At 72.2% G+C, this 23,553-nt stretch carries 19 protein-coding genes; 13 read left to right on the top strand and 6 right to left on the bottom strand.

Going from position 1 to position 23,553, the window contains the following annotated elements; genetic code table 11:
* Window positions 1-281: 281 nt before the first annotated feature.
* Window positions 282-866, bottom strand: coding sequence for a biotin transporter BioY (locus tag ACZ64A_RS08565; protein WP_469809130.1), 585 nt, complete (start codon window positions 864-866; stop codon window positions 282-284).
* 436 nt (window positions 867-1,302) lie between these two features.
* On the opposite strand from ACZ64A_RS08565, the gene ACZ64A_RS08560 reads away from it, so the two are divergent.
* The 9 genes from ACZ64A_RS08560 to ACZ64A_RS08520 all read left to right on the top strand — a co-directional run bounded on the left by ACZ64A_RS08560 (window position 1,303) and on the right by ACZ64A_RS08520 (window position 10,276).
* Window positions 1,303-2,514, top strand: coding sequence for an ROK family protein (locus tag ACZ64A_RS08560; protein ID WP_469809129.1), 1,212 nt, complete (start codon window positions 1,303-1,305; stop codon window positions 2,512-2,514).
* Window positions 2,515-2,711: 197 nt separating this feature from the next.
* Window positions 2,712-3,755 carry an ABC transporter substrate-binding protein gene (locus tag ACZ64A_RS08555; protein ID WP_469809128.1) on the top strand — a complete coding sequence of 348 codons (1,044 nt, stop codon included), beginning with the start codon at window positions 2,712-2,714 and terminating at the stop codon, window positions 3,753-3,755.
* On the top strand, window positions 3,752-4,594 hold the full coding sequence (locus ACZ64A_RS08550; RefSeq protein ID WP_469809127.1) for an ABC transporter permease: 843 nt from the start codon (window positions 3,752-3,754) through the stop codon (window positions 4,592-4,594). Before ACZ64A_RS08555 ends, ACZ64A_RS08550 begins: the two co-directional genes overlap by 4 nt.
* Entirely contained in the window at window positions 4,570-5,337 is a 768-nt protein-coding gene (locus ACZ64A_RS08545; RefSeq protein WP_469809126.1) for an ABC transporter ATP-binding protein, read from the top strand. The genes ACZ64A_RS08550 and ACZ64A_RS08545 overlap by 25 nt, the downstream gene beginning before the upstream one ends.
* Entirely contained in the window at window positions 5,337-6,668 is a 1,332-nt protein-coding gene (locus ACZ64A_RS08540; RefSeq protein WP_469809125.1) for an LLM class flavin-dependent oxidoreductase, read from the top strand. The genes ACZ64A_RS08545 and ACZ64A_RS08540 overlap by 1 nt, the downstream gene beginning before the upstream one ends.
* 13 nt (window positions 6,669-6,681) lie before the next feature.
* On the top strand, window positions 6,682-7,572 hold the full coding sequence (locus ACZ64A_RS08535) for a TauD/TfdA dioxygenase family protein (RefSeq protein WP_469809124.1): 891 nt from the start codon (window positions 6,682-6,684) through the stop codon (window positions 7,570-7,572).
* Between the two features lie 123 nt (window positions 7,573-7,695).
* The gene (locus ACZ64A_RS08530; protein ID WP_469809123.1) at window positions 7,696-9,084 is read left to right on the top strand and encodes an amino acid permease; all 1,389 of its coding nucleotides are present in this window, start codon (window positions 7,696-7,698) and stop codon (window positions 9,082-9,084) included.
* A gap of 115 nt (window positions 9,085-9,199) precedes the next feature.
* Entirely contained in the window at window positions 9,200-9,847 is a 648-nt protein-coding gene (locus tag ACZ64A_RS08525) for a superoxide dismutase (RefSeq protein WP_469809122.1), read from the top strand.
* Window positions 9,848-10,009: 162 nt separating this feature from the next.
* The gene (locus ACZ64A_RS08520) at window positions 10,010-10,276 is read left to right on the top strand and encodes a hypothetical protein (RefSeq protein WP_469809121.1); all 267 of its coding nucleotides are present in this window, start codon (window positions 10,010-10,012) and stop codon (window positions 10,274-10,276) included.
* Here the strand turns inward: ACZ64A_RS08520 and ACZ64A_RS08515 are convergent.
* A complete protein-coding gene (locus tag ACZ64A_RS08515; RefSeq protein ID WP_469809120.1) occupies window positions 10,263-10,907 on the bottom strand; it encodes a mycothiol-dependent nitroreductase Rv2466c family protein in 645 nt (214 codons plus the stop codon). The two genes, ACZ64A_RS08520 and ACZ64A_RS08515, sit on opposite strands and share 14 nt — an antisense overlap.
* A gap of 175 nt (window positions 10,908-11,082) precedes the next feature.
* Here ACZ64A_RS08515 and pepN point away from each other — a divergent pair, with 175 nt between their 5' ends.
* Entirely contained in the window at window positions 11,083-13,665 is a 2,583-nt protein-coding gene (pepN, locus tag ACZ64A_RS08510) for an aminopeptidase N (RefSeq protein ID WP_469809119.1), read from the top strand.
* Between the two features lie 408 nt (window positions 13,666-14,073).
* Complete coding sequence (locus tag ACZ64A_RS08505; protein WP_469809118.1) at window positions 14,074-15,141, top strand: hypothetical protein; 1,068 nt, start codon at window positions 14,074-14,076, stop codon at window positions 15,139-15,141.
* An 81-nt stretch (window positions 15,142-15,222) separates the two neighbouring features.
* On the opposite strand, the gene ACZ64A_RS08500 is transcribed toward ACZ64A_RS08505, so the two are convergent.
* A complete protein-coding gene (locus tag ACZ64A_RS08500) occupies window positions 15,223-16,362 on the bottom strand; it encodes a serine hydrolase domain-containing protein (RefSeq protein WP_469809117.1) in 1,140 nt (379 codons plus the stop codon).
* A gap of 106 nt (window positions 16,363-16,468) precedes the next feature.
* Entirely contained in the window at window positions 16,469-16,921 is a 453-nt protein-coding gene (locus ACZ64A_RS08495; protein WP_469809116.1) for an NUDIX hydrolase, read from the bottom strand.
* A 199-nt stretch (window positions 16,922-17,120) separates the two neighbouring features.
* On the opposite strand from ACZ64A_RS08495, the gene ACZ64A_RS08490 reads away from it, so the two are divergent.
* On the top strand, window positions 17,121-20,414 hold the full coding sequence (locus tag ACZ64A_RS08490) for a S8 family serine peptidase (protein WP_469809115.1): 3,294 nt from the start codon (window positions 17,121-17,123) through the stop codon (window positions 20,412-20,414).
* An 83-nt stretch (window positions 20,415-20,497) separates the two neighbouring features.
* Here the strand turns inward: ACZ64A_RS08490 and ACZ64A_RS08485 are convergent, their stop codons facing one another.
* Both ACZ64A_RS08485 and ACZ64A_RS08480 read right to left on the bottom strand, forming a co-directional pair.
* The gene (locus ACZ64A_RS08485) at window positions 20,498-21,391 is read right to left on the bottom strand and encodes a hypothetical protein (protein WP_469809113.1); all 894 of its coding nucleotides are present in this window, start codon (window positions 21,389-21,391) and stop codon (window positions 20,498-20,500) included.
* A gap of 1 nt (window position 21,392) precedes the next feature.
* Complete coding sequence (locus ACZ64A_RS08480; protein WP_469810137.1) at window positions 21,393-21,920, bottom strand: RNA polymerase sigma factor; 528 nt, start codon at window positions 21,918-21,920, stop codon at window positions 21,393-21,395.
* A gap of 331 nt (window positions 21,921-22,251) precedes the next feature.
* On the opposite strand from ACZ64A_RS08480, the gene ACZ64A_RS08475 reads away from it, so the two are divergent.
* A complete protein-coding gene (locus tag ACZ64A_RS08475) occupies window positions 22,252-23,268 on the top strand; it encodes an aspartate-semialdehyde dehydrogenase (RefSeq protein WP_469809112.1) in 1,017 nt (338 codons plus the stop codon).
* Window positions 23,269-23,553: the final 285 nt, after the last annotated feature.

Here is a 23,553-nt window from a genome sequence, read left to right as displayed (position 1 = left end):
CGCCCGGCGCAGTGGAGTTGGGGAAGCGGTGCCCGCTCCGGCGGGGCCGAGGCCAACCGGTGCCCGCTCCCGCGGAATCAGGGGACCGGCTCCGCCTCTGCGGGCCCGGCCAACCGGTGCCCGCTCCCGCGGAGCTTGCGAACCGACGTCCGCCCCAGCGGGCCCGGCGAACCGGTGCCCCGCTGGGGCGGAGCAGGTCTGCCCGCCGCTCCGAAGACGGTCTGGCCGCCCCTGCGGAGCCGGGCCGGCCGCCGTTGTGGAGGCGGGCCGGCCGTGGGCCGTCAGTCGCGGTGGGCGAACTTCCAGGCGGTGGGCAGGACGCCCATCGCCAGGGCCGCCTTCAGGGCGTCGCCGAGCAGGAAGGGGGTGAGGCCCGCCGCGATCGCCTGGGTCAGGGACATGTGGGCGGCCAGGGCCAGGTAGGGCACGCCGACGGCGTAGATGATCGCCTCGCCCAGGATCATCGTGCCGGCCGTGCGCCAGACGTTCCGGTCGGCGCCGCGGCGGGCCAGCGCGCCGACCACGGTCGAGGCGAGCAGCATGCCGAGGACGTACCCGAAGGACGGCATGCTCGCGCCCGAGGCGCCCTGGGCGAACCACGGCACGCCCGCCATGCCGGCCAGCGCGTACAGCGCGAGCGCGAGGAAGCCGCGGCCGGCGCCGAGCGAGGTGCCGACGAGCAGGGCGGCGAAGGTCTGGCCGGTCACCGGGACCGGGGAGCCGGGCACCGGGACGGAGAGCTGGGCCGCGAGGCCGGTGAGCGCGGCGCCGCCGAGCACGAGGGCCGCGTCGCGGACGCGGGAGGCCGGCAGCAGGTCGGCGAGGACCTGCCCGGTACGGGCGGGAGTGGCGGCAGCGGTGCTCATGGGGACTCCGCGGGGGTCGGGACGGCTCGGGACACCGCGACGCTATCCCAGCGCGCTCGCGCCGATCACCATCAGCGCTCGACAAAGGCCGGGACGGCGGCTTGGTGGGCTTCGGACAACTCGCGGCGGAGACACCCCTGCTGACGTGACACCGGTCACGCAGGCCGTGACGTCTTCCTCACCCCGGCCGGACGTACCCCGCTGTGGGATTCCACCAAACGCCGCCGGGTGCCCTGGCCGGAACGCGCCGTCAGGGCCTACCCTTCCAGCCATGGTTGCCCAGGCCCGGTACTTCTCGTCGCGTCGCCATGTCGACCTGCGGCGCGTGGGCGCGGCCATGTGTCACCGCGCGGTGTGAGGCGGCGGGAGCGGTGGCTCCGGCGCGTCTCCTGACGAGGACATCCGACGGCCCCCTCCCGCGAGGAAGCGCAACGCCATGCCCCGTACCGCGGCACCTCCCTCCGCCCTGTCCGCCTCCCCGGTCCCCCGGGTCGCCGACCGCGACCGGCGCCGTACGAGCGCCAGTGTCGTCCTGCGGTCCGTGCTGGAGCACGGGCCGGTCGCGCGCAGCACCATCGCCCGGCTGACCGGGCTGTCCCCGGCGTCGGTGACGGACCACTGCGCCCGGCTGGCCGGGGCGGGCCTGGTCCGGGAGGCGGCCGTGCCCCGGCGTTCCGGCGGGGTCGGGCGCCCGCACCTGCCGGTCGATCTGGACACCGAGCACCTGCTGGTGGCCGGGGTGCACATCGCCGTGCCGTACACGACGGTCGCGCTGCTGGATCTGCGTGGGCGGGTCGTGCTGCGGCGGGAGCTGAAGCACGAGGGGACCGATCCGCGCCGGGTGCTGAAGCGGGCCGCCGACGGGCTCGCGGCGCTGTGCGCGGCGGTGCCGGGGCGGCGGCCGCTGGGGGCCGGGGTGGCGATGGGTGGCTGGGTGGACCGGGAGACGGGCACCGTCGTCGAGCACGAGCTGCTGGGCTGGCGGGAGGTTCCGGTGCGTGACCTGCTCGGCGCGCACACGGGGCTGCCGGTCCGGGTGGACTCCCACGCGCGGGCGTTGGTGAACGGCGAGCGGCTGTTCGGGCGGGCCCGGGGGGCCGGCAGTGTGCTGCACCTGTTCGTCGGCAACGTGGTCGACGCGGCGTTCGCCGTCCACGACGAGGTGCTGCACGGTCCGCGCTCCGCGGCCGGGGCGATCGCCCATCTGCCGGTGCCGGGCGGCAGCGAGCCGTGCCCGTGCGGCCGTACCGGCTGCCTGCAGGCCGAGCTGAGCGAGCGGACGCTGTGCCGGCGGGCCCGGGCGGCCGGGGTGACGGACTCGGCGAACCCGATGCACGTGGTCGCCGCGGCGGCGGGCGGGGACGCGCTGGCCCGGCGGCTGCTGGTGGAGCGGGCCCGGGCCACGGGGCGGGCGGCCGCGCTGCTGCTGGACGTGCTGAACCCGGAGGCGGTCGTGGTGACCGAGGTGGGTGTCCTGCACTTCGAGGACTGCCTGGGCGCGCTGCGTGATGCGGTCGGTCCGGCCCGGGCGGCGGATGTTCTGCCGACGAGTTTCCCCGTCGAATCCGTGCTGGCGGTGGCGGGTGGATCGGTGGTCCTGGACGCCTTGTTCCGGGACCCTTTGGGCGCCTGGCCTGAGGCTATTTAATTCAGAAACTCCGAATGTTGACAGGGATCGCTCTTGACCGGGAACATCCTGGTCATGAGCTCCTTCACCAGCTGTCGCACCCTCTGTTGCTGACATATTGCCGCGCATGAAGCGCGTGTTTCCCGCTGTGTGAGTTCTTCTTTCCCGGGCCCTTTTTCCCGGAGATTCTGCTGTCATTTCTTCCTGGGAGTCCTCCCATGCACCGTCGTACCTTTCTCTCTTCCGTGCTGGGCGCGTCCGCCGCCGTGGCGGGCCTGAGCGGCTGCGCGGACGGGCAGACCGCCGCCGACACCGCGAAGGCCGCCACCCGGCCGCTCGCCGACCGGGTCCCCGCCGGGACCAGCCTGAAGATCGCCTCCTATCTGGGCCAGCAGCAGCTGCAGTTCAGACTGGCGAAGCTGCCGGCGCTGCCGTTCACCGTCTCGAACTGGCTGAACATCGGGGCGGGCCCCGACGTGATCAACGCCTTCCGCGCCAAGTCCCTCGACCTCGCCAACAACGCCGGCATCCCGCCGATCCAGGCCCACTACCAGGGGTTCGCCGCGAAGATCGTGGCGATCGACGTCACCCGCAAGCCCAACTACCTCTTCGCCACCAAGCCGGGCAGCGACATCCGCACGGTCGCGGACTTCAAGGGCAGGCAGCTCGCCTTCTCGCAAGGGCAGGCCCAGGGCGTCGTCCTGCTGCGGGCGCTGAAGAAGGCGGGCCTCGCCTACGACGACGTGAAGCTGGTGCCGCTGACCAGCAACCAGTTCCTGACCGCGCTGCAGTCCGGGCAGGTCGACATCGCGCCGCTCGGCATCAGCCAGGCGCCCGCCTATCTGAAGAAGTACGCCGCCAAGGGCGCCCGCACCATCGCCACCGACGTCGTCGACCTGCTCAACCTGCTGTGGGCGCCGCAGCCGGTGCTGAACGACCCGGCGAAGGCCGCCGCGATCGCCGCCTACATCCCGCACTGGGCCAAGGGCCAGGTCTGGGCGTACGAGCACCCGGACGTGTGGAACGAGGAGTTCTACGTCAAGACGCAGAACCTGAGCCTTCAGCAGGCGAGGTCCATCACCGCGCTCGCGAACAAGCCGCTGTTCCCGCCGAGCTGGGACGAGGCGATCCGCTGGGAGCAGGAGACCGCCGACCTGCTCGCCGAGGGCGGCTTCGTGAAGAAGTTCGACGTCTCCTCCCTCTTCGACCACCGCTTCGAGGCGATCGCCGCCCGTGCCGTACCCGAGGAGTACCGGAAATGACCACCCTGACCACGACGGCCGTCGTGGCGCCGGCGGCCGGGGAGCTCCCCCAGGTCCGCAGGCGCCGCCGCCTCTCCCCCGGCCGCCGGCTGCCCGCCGCCCGGCTGGCCGGCCCGCTGGCCGTGCTCGCGCTGTGGACGGCCGCCTCGGCCGCCGGAGCCCTGGACCCCGGCGCGATCCCCGCGCCGTGGACGGTGCTGAGGACCGCCGGGCATCTGTGGACCGACGGCACCCTGGCCACGGACATCGTGACCTCCCTGAAGCGGGCCGGCTCCGGCTTCGCGATCGGGCTGACGGCCGGGGTGCTGCTCGCGCTCGCCGCCGGGCTCAGCCGGGCCGGGGAGGCGCTGATCGACGGGACGGTGCAGCTCAACCGGGCGATCCCGACCCTGGGGCTGATCCCGCTGTTCATCCTCTGGCTGGGCATCGGCGAGACGTTCAAGATCGCCATCATCGCGATCGTCGTCTACATCCCGATCTATCTGAACACGCACGCCGCGCTGTCCGGCATCGACAGCCGGTTCGTCGAACTCGCCGAGGTGCAGGGCCTGTCACGGCTCGCCTTCGTCCGCCAGGTCGTGATCCCCGGCGCGCTGCCCGGGTTCTTCGTGGGCCTGCGGCTCGGCGTCACCGGCTCCTGGCTGGGCCTGGTGGTGCTGGAGCAGATCAACGCCACGTCCGGCCTCGGCTATCTGATGTTCCAGGCGCAGAACTACGGCCAGAGCGACGTCATCCTGGTCGGCCTGCTGATCTACGGCGTCTTCGGCCTGGTCTCCGACAGTGCGGTCCGGCTCGTCGAACGGAGGGTGCTGTCATGGCGCCGCACACTGAGCAACTGACCCGGCCGGCCGTGCGGTTGCGCGGCCTGACCCGGTCCTTCGCGGACCGCACGGTCCTGGACGGCGTCGATCTCGATCTGCCGGCCGGGCAGTTCACGGCGCTGCTCGGGCACAGCGGCTCGGGCAAGTCCACGCTGCTGCGGGCGATCGCCGGCCTGGACCACGGGGTGAGCGGCAGCGGGCAGCTGACGGCGCCGGAGCGGGTGTCGGTCGTCTTCCAGGACTCCCGGCTGCTGCCCTGGCGGCGGGTGCTGGACAACGTCCTGCTCGGCCTGGACGGCAGGGACGCGGAGGAACGCGGTCGGGCGGCACTGGCCGAGGTGGGCCTCACCCACCGCGAGCGGGCCTGGCCGGGCGAGCTGTCCGGAGGTGAGGCGCAGCGCGCCGCACTCGCCCGCTCCCTGGTCCGCGAGCCCGAACTGCTGCTGGCGGACGAGCCGTTCGGCGCGCTGGACGCGCTGACCCGGATCCGGATGCACGCACTCCTGCGCGACCTGTGGCAGCGACACCGGCCGTCGGTGCTGCTGGTGACCCACGACGTGGACGAGGCGATCGTGCTCGCCGACCGGATTCTCGTCCTCGACCAAGGCCGCATCGGCCTCGACCTGACCATCGACCACCCCCATCCGCGCTCCTACCGCGAACCGGTACTCGGCGAGTACCGCGAGCGTCTGCTGGCCGCGCTGGGCGTCACGGAGGACCACCGGCGACCCGCAGAGAGCTCCACCTCAACGCGTTCTTGATGAGCACCGGCCACCACGAGGCCTCGTGGCGGCTCCCGGAGAGCGACCCGTACGCGCACGTCGATCTCCAGCACTACGTCCGGCTGGCCCGCAGCGCCGAGCGCGGCACCTTCGACTCGCTCTTCCTCGCCGACGGCCCCCAGTTGTGGAGCAACCTCGCCCAGCGCCCGGCCGGGGCCCTGGAGCCGCTCACCCTGCTGACGGCGCTGGCGACGGCGACCGAGCACATCGGGCTGATCGCGACCGCGTCCACGTCGTACAACTCGCCGTACAACCTGGCCCGCAAGCTGGCCTCCCTGGACGTCATCAGCGGCGGCCGGGCCGGCTGGAACGTCGTCACCACGGCCGGCGCCGAGGCCGCCCGCAACTTCGGGCTGGACGCGGAGCCCGCGCACGCCGAGCGGTACGCGCGTGCCGCCGAGTTCCTGGACGTGGCCCTGAAGCTGTGGGACAGCTGGGAGGACGACGCGGTCGTCGCGGACAAGGCGGCCGGGGTGTGGGGCGACGACGGCAAGATCCATCCGCCCCGTCACCAGGGGAAGTACTTCAGCGTCGAGGGCGCCCTGAACGTGCCGCGCACCCCGCAGGGCTACCCGCTGCTGGTGCAGGCGGGCTCCAGCGAGGACGGCAAGGCGTTCGCCGCCCGGTACGCGGAGGCGGTGTTCACCGCGCAGCAGACCCTCGCCGACGCGCAGTCCTTCTACGCCGACCTCAAGTCCCGCACCGCGCGGGCGGGACGGGACCCGGGGCTGCTGAAGGTGCTGCCGGGCATCGTCCCCGTCCTCGGCTCGACCGAGGCCGAGGCGCGGGCGGCGGAGCGGCTGCTGGAGGACCACATCGTGCACACCCACGGCGTGGCCCGGCTGGAGAGCCTGCTGCAGGTGGCGCCCGGCACCCTCGAACTGGACGCCGAACTTCCCGCGGACCTGCCGCCGGAGGACGCCATCGAGGGCGCCAAGAGCCGCTACACGCTCGTGGTGGAGCTGGCCCGGCGCGAGAAGCTCACCGTGCGCCGGCTCATCGGGCGGCTCGGCGGCGGGCGCGGGCACTTCACCGTCGCCGGTACGCCCGAGCAGATCGCCGACGTGATCGAGACGTGGTTCACGCGGGGCGCCGCCGACGGCTTCAACATCATGCCGCCCGTCCTGCCCTCGGGTCTGGACGCCTTCGTCGACCATGTGGTGCCGCGCCTGCGCGCCCGCGGCCTGTTCCGCGCCGAGTACGGCCCGCGCCGCACCCTGCGCGAGCGCTACGGCCTGCCCCGCCCCGCCAACCAGTACCTGGCCACGGTGCCCACGTCGGTGCCCGCGCCCGCCCCCGCCCTCGCCTGAAAGGACCCCCGCCATGTCTCTGAAGATCACCAAGGTCACCGCCCGCATCGGCGCCCGCGTCACCGGCGTCGACATCACCGCCCCGCTCGCCCCCGAGCAGGTCGCCGCGGTGCGTGAGGCCCTGAACGTCCACAAGGCGCTCGTGTTCGACGCGGGCGATCTGGACGACGCCGGCCAGCAGGCCTTCCTGCGCCACTTCGGCGACCTGACCACCGCCCACCCGACGGTCGGCGCCGTCGAGGACGCCCCGAACGTGCTGCCCGTGGACAGCGAACGGGGCCGGGCCAACCACTGGCACACGGACGTCACCTTCGTCCTCAACCCGCCGCAGGCCAGCAGCCTGCGCTCGATCACCGTCCCGCCGTACGGCGGCGAGACGCTGATCGCCAACGCGGCCGCCGCCTACCGGGACCTGCCCGAGCCGCTGCGCCGCTTCGCCGACGGCCTGTGGGCCGAGCACACCAACGACTACGACTACGCAGTACCGGAGGAGGAGATCGACGAGGAGAAGGCCGCGCAGCGGGCGCAGTTCACCTCCATCCGGTACCGCACCGTGCACCCGGTGGTCCGCGTCCACCCGCTGACCGGCGAGCGAGGGCTGTTCATCGGCGGGTTCGCGCAGCGGATCGTGGGCCTGTCGGCCGGCGAGTCCCGCAAGGTGCTGGAGCTGCTCCAGGCGTACGTCACGCGGCCGGAGAACGTGCTGCGGCACCGGTGGGCGGAGCGGGAACTGGTCCTGTTCGACAACCGGATCACCCAGCACTACGCCATCGACAACTACGACGGGCAGCCGCGCCGGCTGCACCGGGTGACCGTCGCCGGTGACGTGCCGGTCGGCATCGAGGGCAAGGAGAGCTGGTCGATCGAGGGCGACGCCGCGCACTACACCCCCGTGGCGGCGTAATCGGAGTCTCACCCTCCGCACCGGCGGTGTCCGGATACTGGGCGGTCCCTTCGCGTGAGCGGACGGGCCGCCCAGACTGACGGGGTTTTTGCCCGCCCCTTGCCTTCGTGGAGAGCCGCGCCCATGCCCAGCCGCACGACCACGGACACACCGCCGCAGCAACAGGACGGCACCACCCTCTCCCACGGCCTCAAGCAGCGCCATCTGTCGATGATCGCCCTCGGTGGCGTCATCGGCGCCGGCCTGTTCGTCGGCTCCGGCGCGGGCATCGCCGCCGCCGGCCCGTCGATCGTGATCGCCTACACGATCTCCGGTCTGCTGGTGATGCTGGTGATGCGGATGCTCGGTGAGATGTCCGCCGCCTACCCGTCCTCCGGTTCCTTCTCGGCGCACGCCGAGCGGGCGATCGGCCCCTGGGCCGGCTTCACCGCCGGCTGGTCGTTCTGGGTGCTGCTGTGCACGGCGGTCGGCCTGGAGGGCATGGGCGCCGCGAGCATCGTCCAGGGCTGGCTGCCCGGCACCCCGCAGTGGATGTGGGTCGCCCTGTTCATGGTGGTCTTCTGCGGCACCAACCTGGCCGCGGTGAAGAACTTCGGCGAGTTCGAGTTCTGGTTCGCCCTGCTGAAGGTCGTGGCGATCAGCCTGTTCCTGATCCTCGGCGTCCTGGCCATCGCGGGTGTGCTGCCGGACACGAAGGCGCCCGGCACCTCCCACCTCACGGACTTCATGCCGCACGGCAGCGAGGGCCTGCTGGTCGGCCTGCTCGCCTCGGTCTTCGCCTACGGCGGTCTGGAGACGGTCACCATCGCGGCGGCGGAGTCCGAGGACCCGGTCCGCGGCGTCGCCTCCGCCGTCCGCACGGCGATGTGGCGCATCGCCGTCTTCTACATCGGCTCCATGGCGGTCGCGGTGACCCTGGTCCCGTGGGACTCCAAGGAGGTCGTCGAGAAGGGCCCGTACGTCGCCACGCTCGACCATCTGGGCATCCCCGGCGCCGGCCAGCTGATGAACGTCGTCGTCTTCGTGGCCCTGCTGTCCGCGATGAACGCCAACATCTACGGCTCCTCGCGCATCGCCTACTCGCTGGTGCAGCGCGGCCAGGGCCCGCAGGCGCTGGCCAAGCTGTCCGGCGGGGTGCCGCGGATCGCGGTCCTCACCTCGTGCGTCATCGGGTTCGTCTGCGTGCTGCTGAACTACTGGCGCCCGGACGACATCTTCAAGTGGCTGCTGAACATGATCGGCGCGGTCATCCTGGTCGTCTGGTTCTTCATCGCGGTCTCCCAGCTGCTGCTGCGCCGCCGCGTGGAGCGCGAGGCCCCCGAGAAGCTGGTCGTGCGCATGTGGGCCTTCCCGTGGCTGACCTGGGTCGCGCTGGCCGGCATGGCCGCGATCTTCGTGCTGATGGCCCGTGACCCGGCCAACCGCGTGCAGTTGTACTCGACCGGCGCGATGACGCTGGTCCTGGCGGCCGTCGGGTACGCCTGGCAGAAGGCGCGGGCCTCCCGCGACTGACGCCGCACCCCTGCGACCTCACGCAGAAAGCCCCCGTGTGATCCACACGGGGGCTTTTTGCTGCTAGCTTGTTGTTGCGACTTACTTGCAATAAGAGCTCGGAGGTTCCCTGCGCATGCCCGTCTACACGCTGCCCGACCTGCCGTACGACTACTCCGCGCTCGCTCCCGTGATCAGCCCGGAGATCATCGAGCTGCACCACGACAAGCACCACGCGGCCTATGTGAAGGGCGCCAACGACACGCTGGAGCAGCTGGCGGAGGCGCGGGACAAGGAGACGTGGGGCTCGGTCAACGGTCTGGAGAAGAACCTGGCGTTCCACCTCTCCGGCCACATCCTGCACTCGATCTACTGGCAGAACATGACCGGCCCGAAGGAGGGCGGCGGCGAGCCGCTGGCCGCCGACGGGGTGGGCGAGCTGGCGGAGGCGATCAAGGAGTCGTTCGGCTCCTTCGCCGGATTCAAGGCACAGCTGTCCAAGGCCGCCGCGACCACCCAGGGCTCCGGCTGGGGCGTCCTGGCGTACGAGCCGCTCAGCGGCCGGCTGATCGTCGAGCAGGTCTACGACCACCAGGGCAACGTCGGTCAGGGCGCGACCCCGATCCTGGTCTTCGACGCCTGGGAGCACGCCTTCTACCTGCAGTACCGCAACCAGAAGGTCGACTTCATCGAGGCGATGTGGCAGGTCGTCAACTGGCAGGACGTGGCCCGGCGCCACGCCGCCGCCAAGGCCCGCACCGATGTGCTGCTGCTCGCGCCGTGACGTGAGCCCGGGTGCTCCTGCCTCGTGATCGTCTTCTCACCCTTCACGTGGCAGGCGGTGGAAGAGGGAGGCCCTCGCGAGGACAGGACTCGCGAGGGCCTCCTTCGTACGGCACATTGGGAGCCCACGGCGGACGGCTCCGCCGCTCCCGAGGAGGCGCTGATGGCGTACGTACGGTGCCCGAGCCCGACCTGCAAGGACCGGATCCAGACCTTCCGCGAGCTGCGGCGGGAGGAGGTCGCGGCAGCCGGCGTGGCGCTCGCCGCGGAGCTGGACGGAGAGACCTTCGTCGCCCGGGCCTTCCACCGCTGCACGGCCGAGGGCTGCCGTCGGGTGCAGCGCAAGACGAAGTACTGGATGGGCGGCTATCTGCCGGAGGAGTTCGCGCACCCCTCCGGCAGCAGCACTGCCGGCACTACAGGTTGCTGAAGTCCGGGCCCTTGGTCCGGGTGCGCTTGATCTCGTAGAACCCGGGCACCGACGCCACGGCGAGGGTGCCGTCCCACAGCTTGGCGGCATCCTCGCCCTTCGGGGCGGGGGTGACGACCGGGCCGAAGAAGGCGATCTGCCCGCCGTCGGCGCCCGGCACCGCGATCACCGGCGTGCCGACCTCCTGGCCGACCAGTTCGATGCCCTCCTTGTGGGAGGCGCGCAGCTGGGCGTCGAACGCGAAGTCCTCCTGCTCCGCGTACTCGATCAGATCGGCGGGCAGCCCGGCGTCGGCCAGCGCGCCGGCGATGGCCTCCAGGGTCGCGCCCTCGCCCTTGTTGTGGAAGCGGGTGCCGAGCGCGGTGTAGAGCGGGCCGAGGACCTGCTCGCCGTGGATCTGCCAGGCGGCGGTCACCACGCGCACCGGCTTCCACGCCTTGGTCGCGAGCATCTCCCGGTAGTCCTCGGGCAGCTGGTCCAGCTTGTCCTCGTTGAGGACGGCGAGGCTCATCACATGCCAGCGGACCTCGATGTCCCGGACCTTCTCCACCTCCAGCACCCAGCGCGAGGTCATCCACGCCCAGGGGCACAGGGGGTCGAACCAGAAGTCGACGGGGGTCTTCTGCGACATGTCTCTCCTCAGCGGACGTCTTTTCCCCGACAACGCCGTCACGCGCCCCGGCCATTCCCGCGCGCCCTGCCCCGCTCCCGCGCGCCCAGGCCCTTCCCGGCGGCGCCGCGTCAGGTGCGCATGGCAGGATCGGTCCTGTCCTGCCGTAGTCACGACACACGAGGGAGTGCCGCCCGTGCCCGGTGAGAATCTGTCCCGCGACGAGGCCCGGGAGCGGGCCGCGCTGCTGTCCGTCGACGGGTACGAGGTGTCCCTCGACGTCCGCTCCGCGGTCGGCGGCCACGAGGGCGGCGGTCCGCGCACCTTCCGCTCGGTCACCACGATCCGCTTCCGCTGCAACGAGCCGGGGGCGTCGAGCTTCGCCGACCTGGTCGCGCCGAGCGTGACGGCGCTCTCCCTCAACGGCCGCGACCTGGACCCGAGCGAGGTCTTCGACGGCTCCCGCATCCTGCTGGAGAACCTGGCGGAGGAGAACGAGCTGGTCGTGGACGCGCAGTGCGCCTACTCCCGCACGGGTGAGGGCCTGCACCGCTTCGTCGACCCGGAGGACGGCGAGGTCTACCTCTACACGCAGTACGAACCGGCCGACTCCCGCCGCGTCTTCGCCAACTTCGAGCAGCCCGACCTCAAGGCGCCGTTCCGCTTCGAGGTGCGGGCGCCCGAGGAGTGGACGGTGTGGAGCAACGGCGCCGGCGAGCGGACCGAGTGGGTGTGGCGGTTCGCGGAGACCAAGCCGATCTCGACGTACATCACCTGTGTCGTCGCCGGCCCGTACCACTACGTCACGGACTCCTACGAGCGCACCCTGGCCGACGGCAGCACGCTGCGCATCCCGCTGGGGGCGCTGTGCCGCAAGGGGCTGGCGAAGCACTTCGACGCCGACGACGTCTTTCTGGTGACCAAGCAGGGCCTGGACTTCTTCCACGAGCACTTCGACTACCCGTACCCGTTCGGCAAGTACGACCAGGCGTTCGTGCCGGAGTACAACCTCGGCGCGATGGAGAACCCGGGGCTGGTGACCTTCCGCGAGGAGTACATCTTCCGCGGCAAGGTGACGCAGGCGTCCTACGAGGCGCGGGCCAACGTCATCCTGCACGAGATGGCGCACATGTGGTTCGGCGACCTGGTCACCATGGTGTGGTGGGACGACCTGTGGCTGAAGGAGTCCTTCGCGGACTTCATGGGCACCTTCGGCAACGTGGGCGCGACCCGCTTCAAGGACGCCTGGATCACCTTCGCCAACCGCCGCAAGGCGTGGGCGTACCGCGCGGACCAGCTGCCCTCCACGCACCCGATCACCGCGGACATCCGCGACCTGCAGGACGCCAAGCTCAACTTCGACGGCATCACCTACGCCAAGGGCGCCTCGGTGCTCAAGCAGCTCGTGGCGTACGTCGGCCAGGACGCGTTCCTGGAGGGTTCCCGGCGCTATTTCAAGCGGCACGCGTACGGCAACACGCGCCTCGGCGACCTGCTGGCGGTGCTGGAGGAGACCTCCGGCCGGGACATGGGCGCGTGGTCGCGGTCCTGGCTGCAGACCGCCGGAGTGAACGCGCTGACCCCGCAGGTGCTGCTGGACACCGAGGGCGGCCGGATCGCCGAGCTCGCGGTGGTGCAGGAAGCCGCCGAGTCGCACCCCGAGCTGCGCCCGCACCGGGTCGCGATCGGCCTCTACCGGCGCGAGGGCGACACCCTCGTGCGCTACGCCCGTACCGAGACGGACGTGGAGGGCGCACGCACGGTCGTCACCGACCTGGCCGGCTCCGAGGCACCGGATCTGGTGCTGGTCAACGACGACGATCTGACGTACTGCAAGGTCCGCTTCGACGCGACCTCGCTGGAGACGCTGAAGGACGGGCTCGGTGCGATCACCGACCCCCTGGCGCGTGCCCTGTGCTGGTCGGCCCTGTGGAACATGACCCGGGACGCGCTTCTGCCGGCCCGTGAGTTCACGGACCTGGTGCTGCGGTTCGCGGGCCGCGAGTCGGAGATCGGCGTGCTGCAGATGCTGCACGCGTGGGCCGGCTCGGCGCTGACGCACTACGCGGCGCCTGCCTGGCGGGAGACCGGGGCCGCGCTGCTCGCCGACGGCGCCCTGCGGGAGCTGCGGGCGGCGGGGCCGGGCAGCGAGCACCAGCTGGCGTGGGCGCGGTTCTTCGCGTCGGTCGCCTCGCGGGAGGCGGACCTGCGGCTGCTGAAGGCGCTGCTGGACGGCACCGAGGAGATCGACGGGCTGGAGGTGGACCAGGAGCTGCGCTGGGCGTTCCTGGAGCCGCTGGCCACGCACGGGGTGGCCGGCGAGGACGTGCTGGCCGCGGAGCTGGCGCGGGACGACACGGCTTCCGGCAAGCGGCACCAGGTGCGCTGCCTCGCCTCGCGTCCGTCGGCCGCGGTCAAGGCGCAGGCGTGGGCGCAGGTGGTGGAGTCGGACGCGCTGTCCAACGCGCTGACCGAGGCGACCATCGCGGGCTTCGGCCGGCCGTCGCAGCGCGAGCTGCTCGCGCCGTACACGGAGAAGTACTTCGCGGCGATCGAGCGGGTGTGGGCCGAGCGGTCGATCCAGATCGGGATGCATGTGGTGTCGGGCCTGTTCCCGGCGCTCCAGGACTCCGAGGAGACCCTGGCCGCGGCCGACGCGTGGCTCGCCGGCCACGAGAACGCCGCGCCCGCGCTGCGCCGCCTGGTCCTGGAGTCCCGCGACGACCTGGCCCGAGCCCTGCGCGGCCAGACCTGCGACGCGGCTGCCGCCGGCAACTGAGAAGGCACCGCGCCCGGCGCTTCCCAGCACCGGGCGCGGTAGCCGCCGCGGTGGCGCGACAGCCGCCGCGGCGCCGTCGCGGTTCGGCCGACGGCAGGGCAGCCGACCCAAGGGGCACGGGGCTGTACTCGCTATGCGGCTCCGCCGCGTGGGCGCGAGCAACCCACCACCCACCCGCAGCCGAACGACAACCCAACCCCAGCTTTGGCCAGCGCCTTAGCGTCCCGTAGCCGTTACGGAATTCAGGCAATCTGAACCGTAACCCTCCACCCCCACCCGATCGGACCTGGCGTTTTCGCCTCCTACTCGGCACCCGAACACCCGTCCTTTAGTGCAGGGTTGTCCGGATTTGTCGACGGACGTGTAACAGCGGTTAAGGGACGGATCGGACGCGGGAATCTCCGGGACATGAACCACAACACCCCGCTCCCCCCGGCCACCCCCCACCCCCCGCGTCACCTCCGTCACCTCCCCGACGCCCACCGCCGGGTGCTGACGGTCGCCGAGCTGCGTGCCCACGGCGTGACCACCGCCGACCTCAACGAGCAGTGCCGCTCCGGCGGTTCCTGGCAGCAGCTGCTGCCCGGCGTGGTCCTGCTGCACCCCGGCCCGCCGACCACCGACGAGCGGCTGCACGCGGTGCTGCTGTACGCCGCCCGGGAGTCGGGCCCGGCCGCCCCCGGCGTGCCCGTGCAGCCCGGCGCCGGCGACGCGCACCGCCCGCCCGCCTACCGGGAGGCGATGATCACCGGACTCGCCGCCCTCACCCTGCACGGCTTCGCCGCCACTCCCCCGCTGCTCTCCCTGGAGCGGATCGACGTCCTGGTCCCGCGGCTGCGCCGGCTGCGCTCCACCGGCTGCGCGCGGATCGTGCGCACCGCCGCCCTGCCGGAGGCGGAGGAGGTCACCGGGGTCCCGGTCGCCCCCGTGCCGCGCGCCGTGGCCGACGCCGTGGCCGGGCTGTCGGACGCCGGCACGGTGCGCCGGCTGCTCACGGAGGCGGTCCGCGCCGGGCACTGCGACCCGGCCTCGCTGGTGCGCGAGCTGCACGAGGCACGGCTGCTGACCCGCCCGCACGTGGTGGACGCCGTCGACCTGCTGCTGGCCGAGGGCCGCGCGATCGCCGAGGACCGTCTCTACGCGATGGTCCGCGACCACGGCCTGCCCGACCCGGTGTGGAACGTCGATCTGCGGCTGCCGGGGGGCCCGCACATCGGCGGTGTCGACGCCTACTGGCCGGAGCAGGCGGTGGCGGTGGAGCTGGACACCCGGGCGCCCCGCCAGGAGGACGACGCGCTGTGGTCGGAGTACGTCCGCACACGGGAGACGCTGGAGCGGCTCGGCATCACGGTCGTCCATGTGACGCCGAAGAAGCTGCGGGAGGCGCCGCAGCAGCAGGCCACGGTGGTCCGCACGGCGCTGATGGCGGCGGCGGACCGCGATCCGGCCGCCTATGTGGTGGTACTCCCGCGGTAGTTGGGGAACCTGTGCAGGGCGTCAGGAGGGGACGGGAGGGGCCGCCGGCGGGGAGCCGGCGGCCCCTCCCGCTGGGTGGCGTCAGCCGCAGAACTCGGCCTCGACGACCGCGTCGGTGTCGCCGGTCCAGTCGCCGTTGAAGTTGAACGCCAGGGAGTGACGCCCGTCGGCCGTGGTGACGGCGACCGACGTGGAGCCGTGGATGCCGCCGTCGTGGCCCCAGACGTGCACACCGCAGCTCAGTTCGCGGTCGATCAGGGCGAGGCCGTAGCGGGCGTTCGGGGCGCCGTCGACCGCCACCGTCGTCTTCATCTCCTTCAGCTGCCGCGGCGGGAGCAGCGCGCCGCCGAGCAGGGCCCGGTCGAAGCGGCTCAGGTCGGCGGAGTCGGAGACCATCTCGCCCGAGCCGTAGGCCAGCGCCGGGTTCAGCTCGGTGACGTCGTACGTCGGGCCGGTCGTCTCCCGGGCGAGCTTGCCGTAGGCCCGGCTGCTGGGCTGCGGCAGGGTCGGGCGGGTGCCGGGCACCGAGGTGCCGGTCAGGTGCAGCGGGGCGATGACGCGGCGGCGGATCTCCTCGCCGTAGGGGCGGCCGGTGACCTTCTCGACGACCTGGGCGGCGAGCAGGTAGTTGGTGTTGGAGTAGTTCCAGGAGGCGCCCGGCGCGAAGTCCGGTCGGTGCGCCAGGGCGAACGCGAGGAGCTGCTGCGGCGTCACGCGGTCGAAACGGTGGGCGAGGAAGCCGTCCTTGGAGAAGTACGTGCGGACGAAGGTGTCGTCCTGGGTGTAGTTGAACAGGCCGCTGGTGTGGTTGAGCAGCATCCGCAGCGTGATCTTCGAGCCGTCGTAGCCGTTCGAGTCGAGCACGCCCGGCAGCCAGTGCTCGACGCTGTCGTCCAGCGACAGGCGGCGCTCCGCCTCCAGTTGCAGGAGCACGGTGGAGACGAACGTCTTGGTGAGGGACCCGACCCGGTAGCGGTCGGCCGTCGAGCGCGGCGCGCCGGTGCGCAGGTCGCCGACGCCCGCCGTGGTCTGCCAGGTGTGCCGCCCGTCCCGGGCCGTGACGGTGACACCCGGGACGCCGGCCGCCACCTGGGCCTCGACGGCCCTGCGGGTGGCGTCGTGGCGGTGGTCGCCGCCGGTGGGCGCCGCCATCGCGGGCGCGGCGAGCGCCAGGGACAGCAGGGCCGCCGCCGTACCGGCCAGAGCGGAACGTGCTCTCATGTCTTCCCCCTTCGTGGTGGCCGGGTCACCCCGTGATGACCCGGTCGGAAAGAGGGACCGGCCGCCGTGCCGGCGGGTTGAGCGACCCGGGACGGTTGACCGTCTTTCAGCCGTTGCCGGCGACGGGCACGAACACCCTGCCTGTGGGGGGCCGTTCGCGCCACAGCCGCAGGCCGACCTCGACCATCCGGGCCCGGGGCAGGCCGGGCACCGCGTCGAGGTCGTGCCAGGCGGCCATGTCCGTGGAGCCGTTCACCTCGAAGGACAGCTCGCCGCCGGTCACCCGGGCCTCGTAGACCAGGCGCAGCCCGTGGTGGTCGACGGGGCGGCGCAGACCGCGGCGGCGGAGGACGCGGTGGGAGGAGTGCACGCCGAGCAGGGCGGTCGGCTCGACGTCGTAGCCGGTCTCCTCGGCGAGTTCGCGCACCACGGCGTCCGCCGGGTCCTCGCCGTGCTCCACCCCGCCGCCCGGCAGCACCCATTCGGGGCTGCCGTCCAGGCCCGGTGAACGGGCCAGCAGCAGCTGTCCGTCGCGCACGCACACGGCGTAGGCCGCCACCCTCGATTTCCGTCGCACCCTGTGTCCTCCATAGCGGGTTTTCCCCATACATCCATTTCGATTCGGTCAACTCTCCCCAAACAATCGGACCTTGCGTAAAGCTGTCCGATCATCCGGGATCGCACTCCGGACGACCCACGACCTGGACCGATCCGTCCCGGTCGGTCCTCGCACGCTCCTTTACCGACAAGGGATGCCGATGACCCTCATCCCCCAGCGCGACCCCATACCCGGCACCAGACGCGTGGCCCGCATCGCCGTGGCCGCGGGTGTGGTGGCCGCTCTCTGCGCCGCCGGGCCGATACCCCTGGCGCTCGCCGCGGACGGCGCCCCCGCAGGCGCCCCGGCCGCCGCCGACCCGGGCGTGAAGCCCGCGCACGACAAGCTCGGCGCCGACGACGCCGACCGGCTCGCCGAGGCCAAGGCCGACGGCGACAAGACGGTCACGATGATGATCGCGACCGCGCCGGGCCAGACCGAGCAGGTCGCCGACCAGCTGAACGACCAGGGCGGTCTCGTCGGCCGCACCTACGACAAGCTGGGCTACGTCCGCGCCACCGTCCCGACCGGCAAGGCGGACGCGGCCATCGCCGCCGCCGCGAAGCTGTCGTCGGTGCACGCGATCGACCTCAAGCAGGAGATCCCGCTCGACGACCCGGCGCCCGACGGGCAGTCCGTCAAGGGCGCGGCGGGCACGGTGAAGTACCCGGGACCGGGCAAGGACACGCCCGCCGAGAACCCGTACAACCCGTCCTTCGAGACGGGCGCCGTCGACTTCGTCAAGGACCACCCGAAGGCGGACGGCCGCGGCATCACCATCGGCATCCTCGACTCCGGCGTCGACCTCGGCCACCCGGCGCTCCAGAAGACCACCACCGGCGAGCGCAAGATCGTCGACTGGGTCACCGCGACCGACCCGGTCGTGGACGGCGACGGCACCTGGCGCCGGATGAGCACCAAGGTCGGCGGCCCCACCTTCACGGCGGCCGGCCAGACCTGGACCGCGCCCGCCGGGAACTACGCGTTCAACCTGTTCAGCGAGGCGGCGACGGCCGGTGGTGACGCCAAGGGCGACGCGAACCGCGACGGCGACACCACCGACACCTGGGGTCTGCTGTACGACGCGGCGGCCGGCACGGTCCGCGTCGACCTGAACAACAACCACGACTTCACCGACGACACCCCGATGAAGCCGTACAAGGACGGCTTCCAGATCGGGTACTTCGGCACCGACGACCCGACGACGGACGTCGTCGAGCGCCAGCCGTTCGTGGTGGAGATCCGCAAGGACGTCACCTACAACTCCTCCGGCGCCAAGGCCGACTACGTCAACATCGGCGTGATCGAGTCCGAGCACGGCACCCACGTCGCCGGCATCACCGCCGCCAACGGCCTGTTCGGCGGGAAGATGAACGGCGCCGCCCCCGGCGCGAAGATCGTCTCCTCGCGCGCCTGCACCTGGAGCGGCGGCTGCACCAACGTCGCGCTCACCGAGGGCATGATCGACCTCGTCGCCAACCGCGGCGTCGACATCGTCAACATGTCGATCGGCGGTCTGCCGGCGCTCAACGACGGCAACAACGCGCGCGCCGAGCTGTACACCCGCCTCATCGACACCTACGGCGTGCAGCTGGTGATCTCCGCGGGCAACTCCGGCCCCGGTGCGAACACCATCGGTGACCCGGGTCTGGCCGACAAGGTCATCTCGGTCGGCGCGGCCATCTCCAAGGAGACCTGGGCCGCCAACTACGGCTCGGTCGTGGAGAAGAAGTACGCGATGATGCCGTTCTCCTCGCGCGGCCCGCGTGAGGACGGCGGGTTCACGCCGACCCTGACCGCGCCCGGCGCGGCCATCAACACCACCCAGACCTGGCTGCCGGGCTCCCCGGTCGCCGAGGCGGGCTACTCCCTGCCGGCCGGCTACTCCATGCTGCAGGGCACCTCGATGGCCTCCCCGCAGGCCGCGGGCGCGAGCGCGCTGCTGCTGAGCGCCGCCAAGCAGAAGGGCATCGACCTCACCCCGGCGGTCCTGCGCACGGCGCTCACCTCGACCGCCGACCACATCAAGGGCACGCAGGCGTACGAGGAAGGCGCGGGCCTGATCAACATCGTGGACGCCTGGGACGCCATCAAGGACGGCGCCGCCTCCCACGACTACACGGTGAAGGCCCCGGTCGACACGGCGATCGACTACGCCCTGAAGACCCCCGGCTTCGGCACCGGTCTGTACGACCGCGAGGGCGGTCTGAAGGCCGGCCAGAAGAAGACGTACGACATCACCATCACCCGTACGTCCGGCCCCGACAAGGCGCTCCGGCACGAGCTGCACTTCGAGAACAACGCCGACCACACCTTCAGGATCGTGGGCGACGACGAGGTGAAGCTGCCGCTGAACCAGCCGGTGACCGTGAAGGTCGAGGCCGCGCCGAGGTCCGCGGGCATCAAGAGCGCGATCCTGGAGGTCGACGACCCGAAGACGGAGGGCGTCGACAAGCAGATCCTGTCGACGGTCGTCGTCTCGACGCCGGTCGCCTACACCGTCACCAAGTCCTCCTCGGTGCAGCGCAACAGCACCCAGTCGTACTTCGTGACCGTGCCCGAGGGCGCCAAGTCCCTTGAGGTGGCGATCGGCGGGCTGAAGGACAAGAGCCAGACCCGCTTCATCGCCATCCACCCCTACGGCACGCCGGTGGACAACACCTCCACGCCGTACTGCTACAACAACTACCTGGACGGCAACGGCTGCAAGCCGGACGTGCGCTCGTACGCCGACCCGCAGCCGGGCGTGTGGGAGATCGAGGTCGAGGCGCGCCGCACCTCGCCGCTGCTCGACAACCCCTACACCCTGGACGTCGCCGTCCTCGGTGCCGCCTTCGACCCGGAGACGGTCACCGTGCCCGAGGCCAAGGTCGGCACGCCGGTCGCCGCCTCCTGGAAGGTGACCAACAAGTTCGCCGCGCTGGAGGGCAAGCTCGTCGGCGGGCCGCTCGGCTCCGCGAAGAACGCCCGCCCGTCGATCAAGCAGGGCGAGACGCAGACCACCACGGTCGTCGTCCCCGAGGGCGCGAAGTCCCTGGACGTCGCCATCGGCTCGGTCTCCGACGCCTCGGCCGACCTGGACCTGACGGTCAAGGACGCCTCCGGCAAGGTCGTCGGCCAGTCCGCCGACGGCGACTCGGAGGAGGCGGTCTCCATCCCGTCGCCGGCCGCCGGCACCTACACGATCGAGGTCGCGGGCTACTCGGTGCCGTCCGGCACCACCGCCTACGACTACCGTGACGTGTTCTTCGCCGCCTCCCTCGGCACCGTCTCGGTGGACGGGTCGGCGCCGGTGAAGCTCGGCACGGGCGACAGCGCGTCGGTCTCCGCCACGGTGACCGCCGCTGCGGCCGCGCCGGAGGGCCGTGAGTTCTTCGGCCGGGTCCAGCTGGTCGACGCGCGCGGCACGGCCGCGGGCACCGGCAGCGTCAAGATCGAGAAGGTCACGTCGTAGTCGTTCGTACGACGGTGGGGCGGGCGTCCGGCAACGGGCGCCCGCCCTTTGCCGTGCCCGCCGCCGTACCGCTCGCCGCGGGGTCACGGGCAGGCCGTGGCGGTGGCGCCGGACAGCCCGCCGCCCAGCCAGGTGCGCTCCTGGGCCAGCTCCTGCGGGTCGACGACCCAGGTGTCCGGCACGTCGGCGTTGCGCGCGATGCCGACCAGCGCGTGCTCGCCCTTGGCGGGCCGGGGGCCGAGGAACTCCTCCCAGGTGAAGGTGACGGCGGCGGGGGCCCCGGCGGGCTTGTAGGAGCGGGTGACGTGCAGCGTGACCCGCTGCTGCCCGGCCCCGCCCCCGGGCTGTACGGCGGTGACCGTGCCCTCGACGACCAGCCGGGCGCAGGCCAGGTACGCGGCGGCGCTCTGCCGGTCCGCGCCGGCGCCGGCGTCCGCCTTGGACGAGGCGTCCGCCTTGGACGAGGCGCCGTCCGCGGTGACGCTTCCGCCCGGCGAGTGCGCGACCAGCCAGCTCAGGCCGAGCGCGCCGGAGACGACGGCGGCCGTGGCCAGCGCGCCGAGCGCGAGAGCGCGCCTGCGGGGGCGGCTCGGCGCCGCCGCGCCCCTGCGGGGGCGCCTCGGCGCCCGGCCGGGGCCGCGGTTCCCGGCGGCGGTGGGCGGCGTGCCGCCGTGCCGGGCGCGGTCTTCGTCCGCGGGTCCGTCGTGGCTGGTCGCGCAGTTCCCCGCGCCCCTGGGTGAGCTGCCGGCGCCGTCGGCCGAAAGGGTGGGCTGTACGCCGTCGGCCGAGAGGGTGGGTGGTGCGGCGTCGGCCAGGGTGTCGGCGAGGTGGGTCAGGTGGGTGCGCAGCAGGGTGACGTCGGCCTCGGCGGCGCGGTACTCGGCCAGGAGGGACGGATCGCGGCGGGCCTCCTCGGGGAGCGGTTCGCCGGTGAGTACCGCCATCAGGGGATCCAGGCCGTCGTTGTCGGCGGGCATGTCACACCACCTCGTCCTCGTGCAGGCGCGCCCGCAGCGCGCGTACCGCCGTGTGCAGGCGGCTCTTGACGGTGCCCTCCGGGATGCCGAGCTGCTCGGCGATGGTGCGCACCGGCAGGTCGCCGTAGAAGCGCAGCACGAGGACCTGCCGGTGGGCGTCGGGCAGCTCGTCCAGGCCGCGGGCGACGGCGAGGGAGAGCACACGGGACTCCTCGCCGTCCCCGGAGGGCTCCCGCAGCGCGGCCAGGCGCTCGCCGAGGCGTTCCTGGCGGCGGCGGGCACGGTGCCAGTCCATGGCCAGGTTCGAGGCGACGACCGCCGCCCACGCGGAGACGTCCCGCGGGCTCTCCTCACCCTTGGCGGCGCGTTCCAGCAGCCGCAGGCGCACCTGCTGCACCCCGTCCGGCAGGTCCGCCTGCGGCACTCCGCCGAGCGCGAGCACCGCCCGCACCCGGCGCTCCTGGGCCGCGTCCAGCGGGTCGTCCCCGGCGTTCGTCCCCCGGCCGCGCCGGGCCCTTCTGCGCAGCACGAGCCACCCCCTCACCCTGTCGCTCCTACGACGCCGCGGCCCACAGGAACGTTCGGCCCGCACCCCACGGCACCGGCGAGGCGTACGTCACACTCCGTGTGGGCGAGGGCGCGATGGGCAGGCGAGCTTGCGGTGCGGGAAGCCCGCGGAATGAATTTCTCCAGCTCAGCCGGGGTGGACGCCGAATGTCCGGAACCTTTCACGGGGCCGGGGCGTCCCATTCCGCGGGCACACCGCCCAAAGAATTGGACAGGCGGACCGGGGTCGGCCGCATCATGGAAAGGCCTCGGCCACATGAGCCTCGGCCAAGTGTGAGAGACAGGGAGTCGCCGTGAGGGTCGGAATCGTCGGAGCCACCGGGCAGGTCGGCACGGTCATGCGCAGGATCCTCAAGGAGCGGAACTTCCCCCTGACCGAGCTGCGCCTGTTCGCCTCGGCCCGCTCGGCCGGCTCGGTCGTCGACGGCATCACGGTCGAGGACGCCTCCACCGCCGACTACAGCGGCCTGGACATCGTGCTCTTCTCCGCGGGCGGCGCGACCTCCAAGGCGCTGGCCGAGAAGGTCGCCTCCCAGGGTGCCGTCGTGATCGACAACTCCTCCGCCTGGCGCAAGGACCCCGAGGTCCCGCTGGTCGTCGCCGAGGTCAACCCGCACGCGCTGAAGAACCGCCCCAAGGGCATCATCGCCAACCCGAACTGCACCACCATGGCCGCCATGCCGGTGCTGCGTCCGCTGCACGCCGAGGCCGGCCTCGAGGCGCTGATCGTCGCCACCTACCAGGCGGTGTCCGGTTCCGGTGTCGCGGGCGTGGCCGAGCTGCACGGCCAGGCGCAGAAGGTGATCGCCGACGCCGACCGGCTCACCCACGACGGTGAGGCCGTCGACTTCCCCGAGCCCGGTGTCTACAAGCGCCCCATCGCGTTCAACGTGCTGCCCTTCGCCGGCAACCTCGTCGACGACGGTCTGAACGAGACCGACGAGGAGCAGAAGCTGCGCAACGAGTCCCGCAAGATCCTGGAGATCCCCGAGCTGAAGGTCTCCGGCACCTGCGTGCGCGTCCCCGTCTTCTCGGGCCACTCCCTGCAGGTCAACGCCCGCTTCGCCCGTCCGATCAGCCCGGAGCGCGCGGTCGAGCTGCTCAAGGACGCCCCGGGTGTCGAGCTCTCCGACATCCCCACCCCGCTGCAGGCGGCCGGCAAGGACCCCTCCTACGTGGGCCGTGTCCGCAAGGACGAGACCGTCGACAACGGCCTCGCCCTGTTCATCTCCAACGACAACCTCCGCAAGGGCGCCGCGCTGAACGCGGTGCAGATCGCGGAGCTGGTGGCGGCCGAGCTGAAGGGCTGAGCCTCGCGGACCGCGTAGGAGAAGCGGAGCGCTAGGGGGTGTCTCGTCGATCAGGCCGGATCAGGGAGCGGCGTCTGGTGCCGTGCATCGCAAGGCGGAGGAGGGAGTCGATGCGGAGCATCGGCGACTGACGACAACGCGGCGAGGTGCGGCACCAGGCGTCGCGAGCCCGGCGTGATCGACGAGACACCCCCTAGGTCGTGTCCGCAAAGTCAGGGCAGCCAGAGCAGGAGGCAGGCGAGGGTGACCATGGCTTGGTAGTGGCGGGCGCGTTTGTCGTAGCGG

Source organism: Streptomyces sp. NPDC104814, from assembly GCF_055583185.1.
The sequence above is the reverse complement of the archived record's forward strand: the minus strand, read 5'-3'. Positions and strand labels throughout refer to the sequence as shown.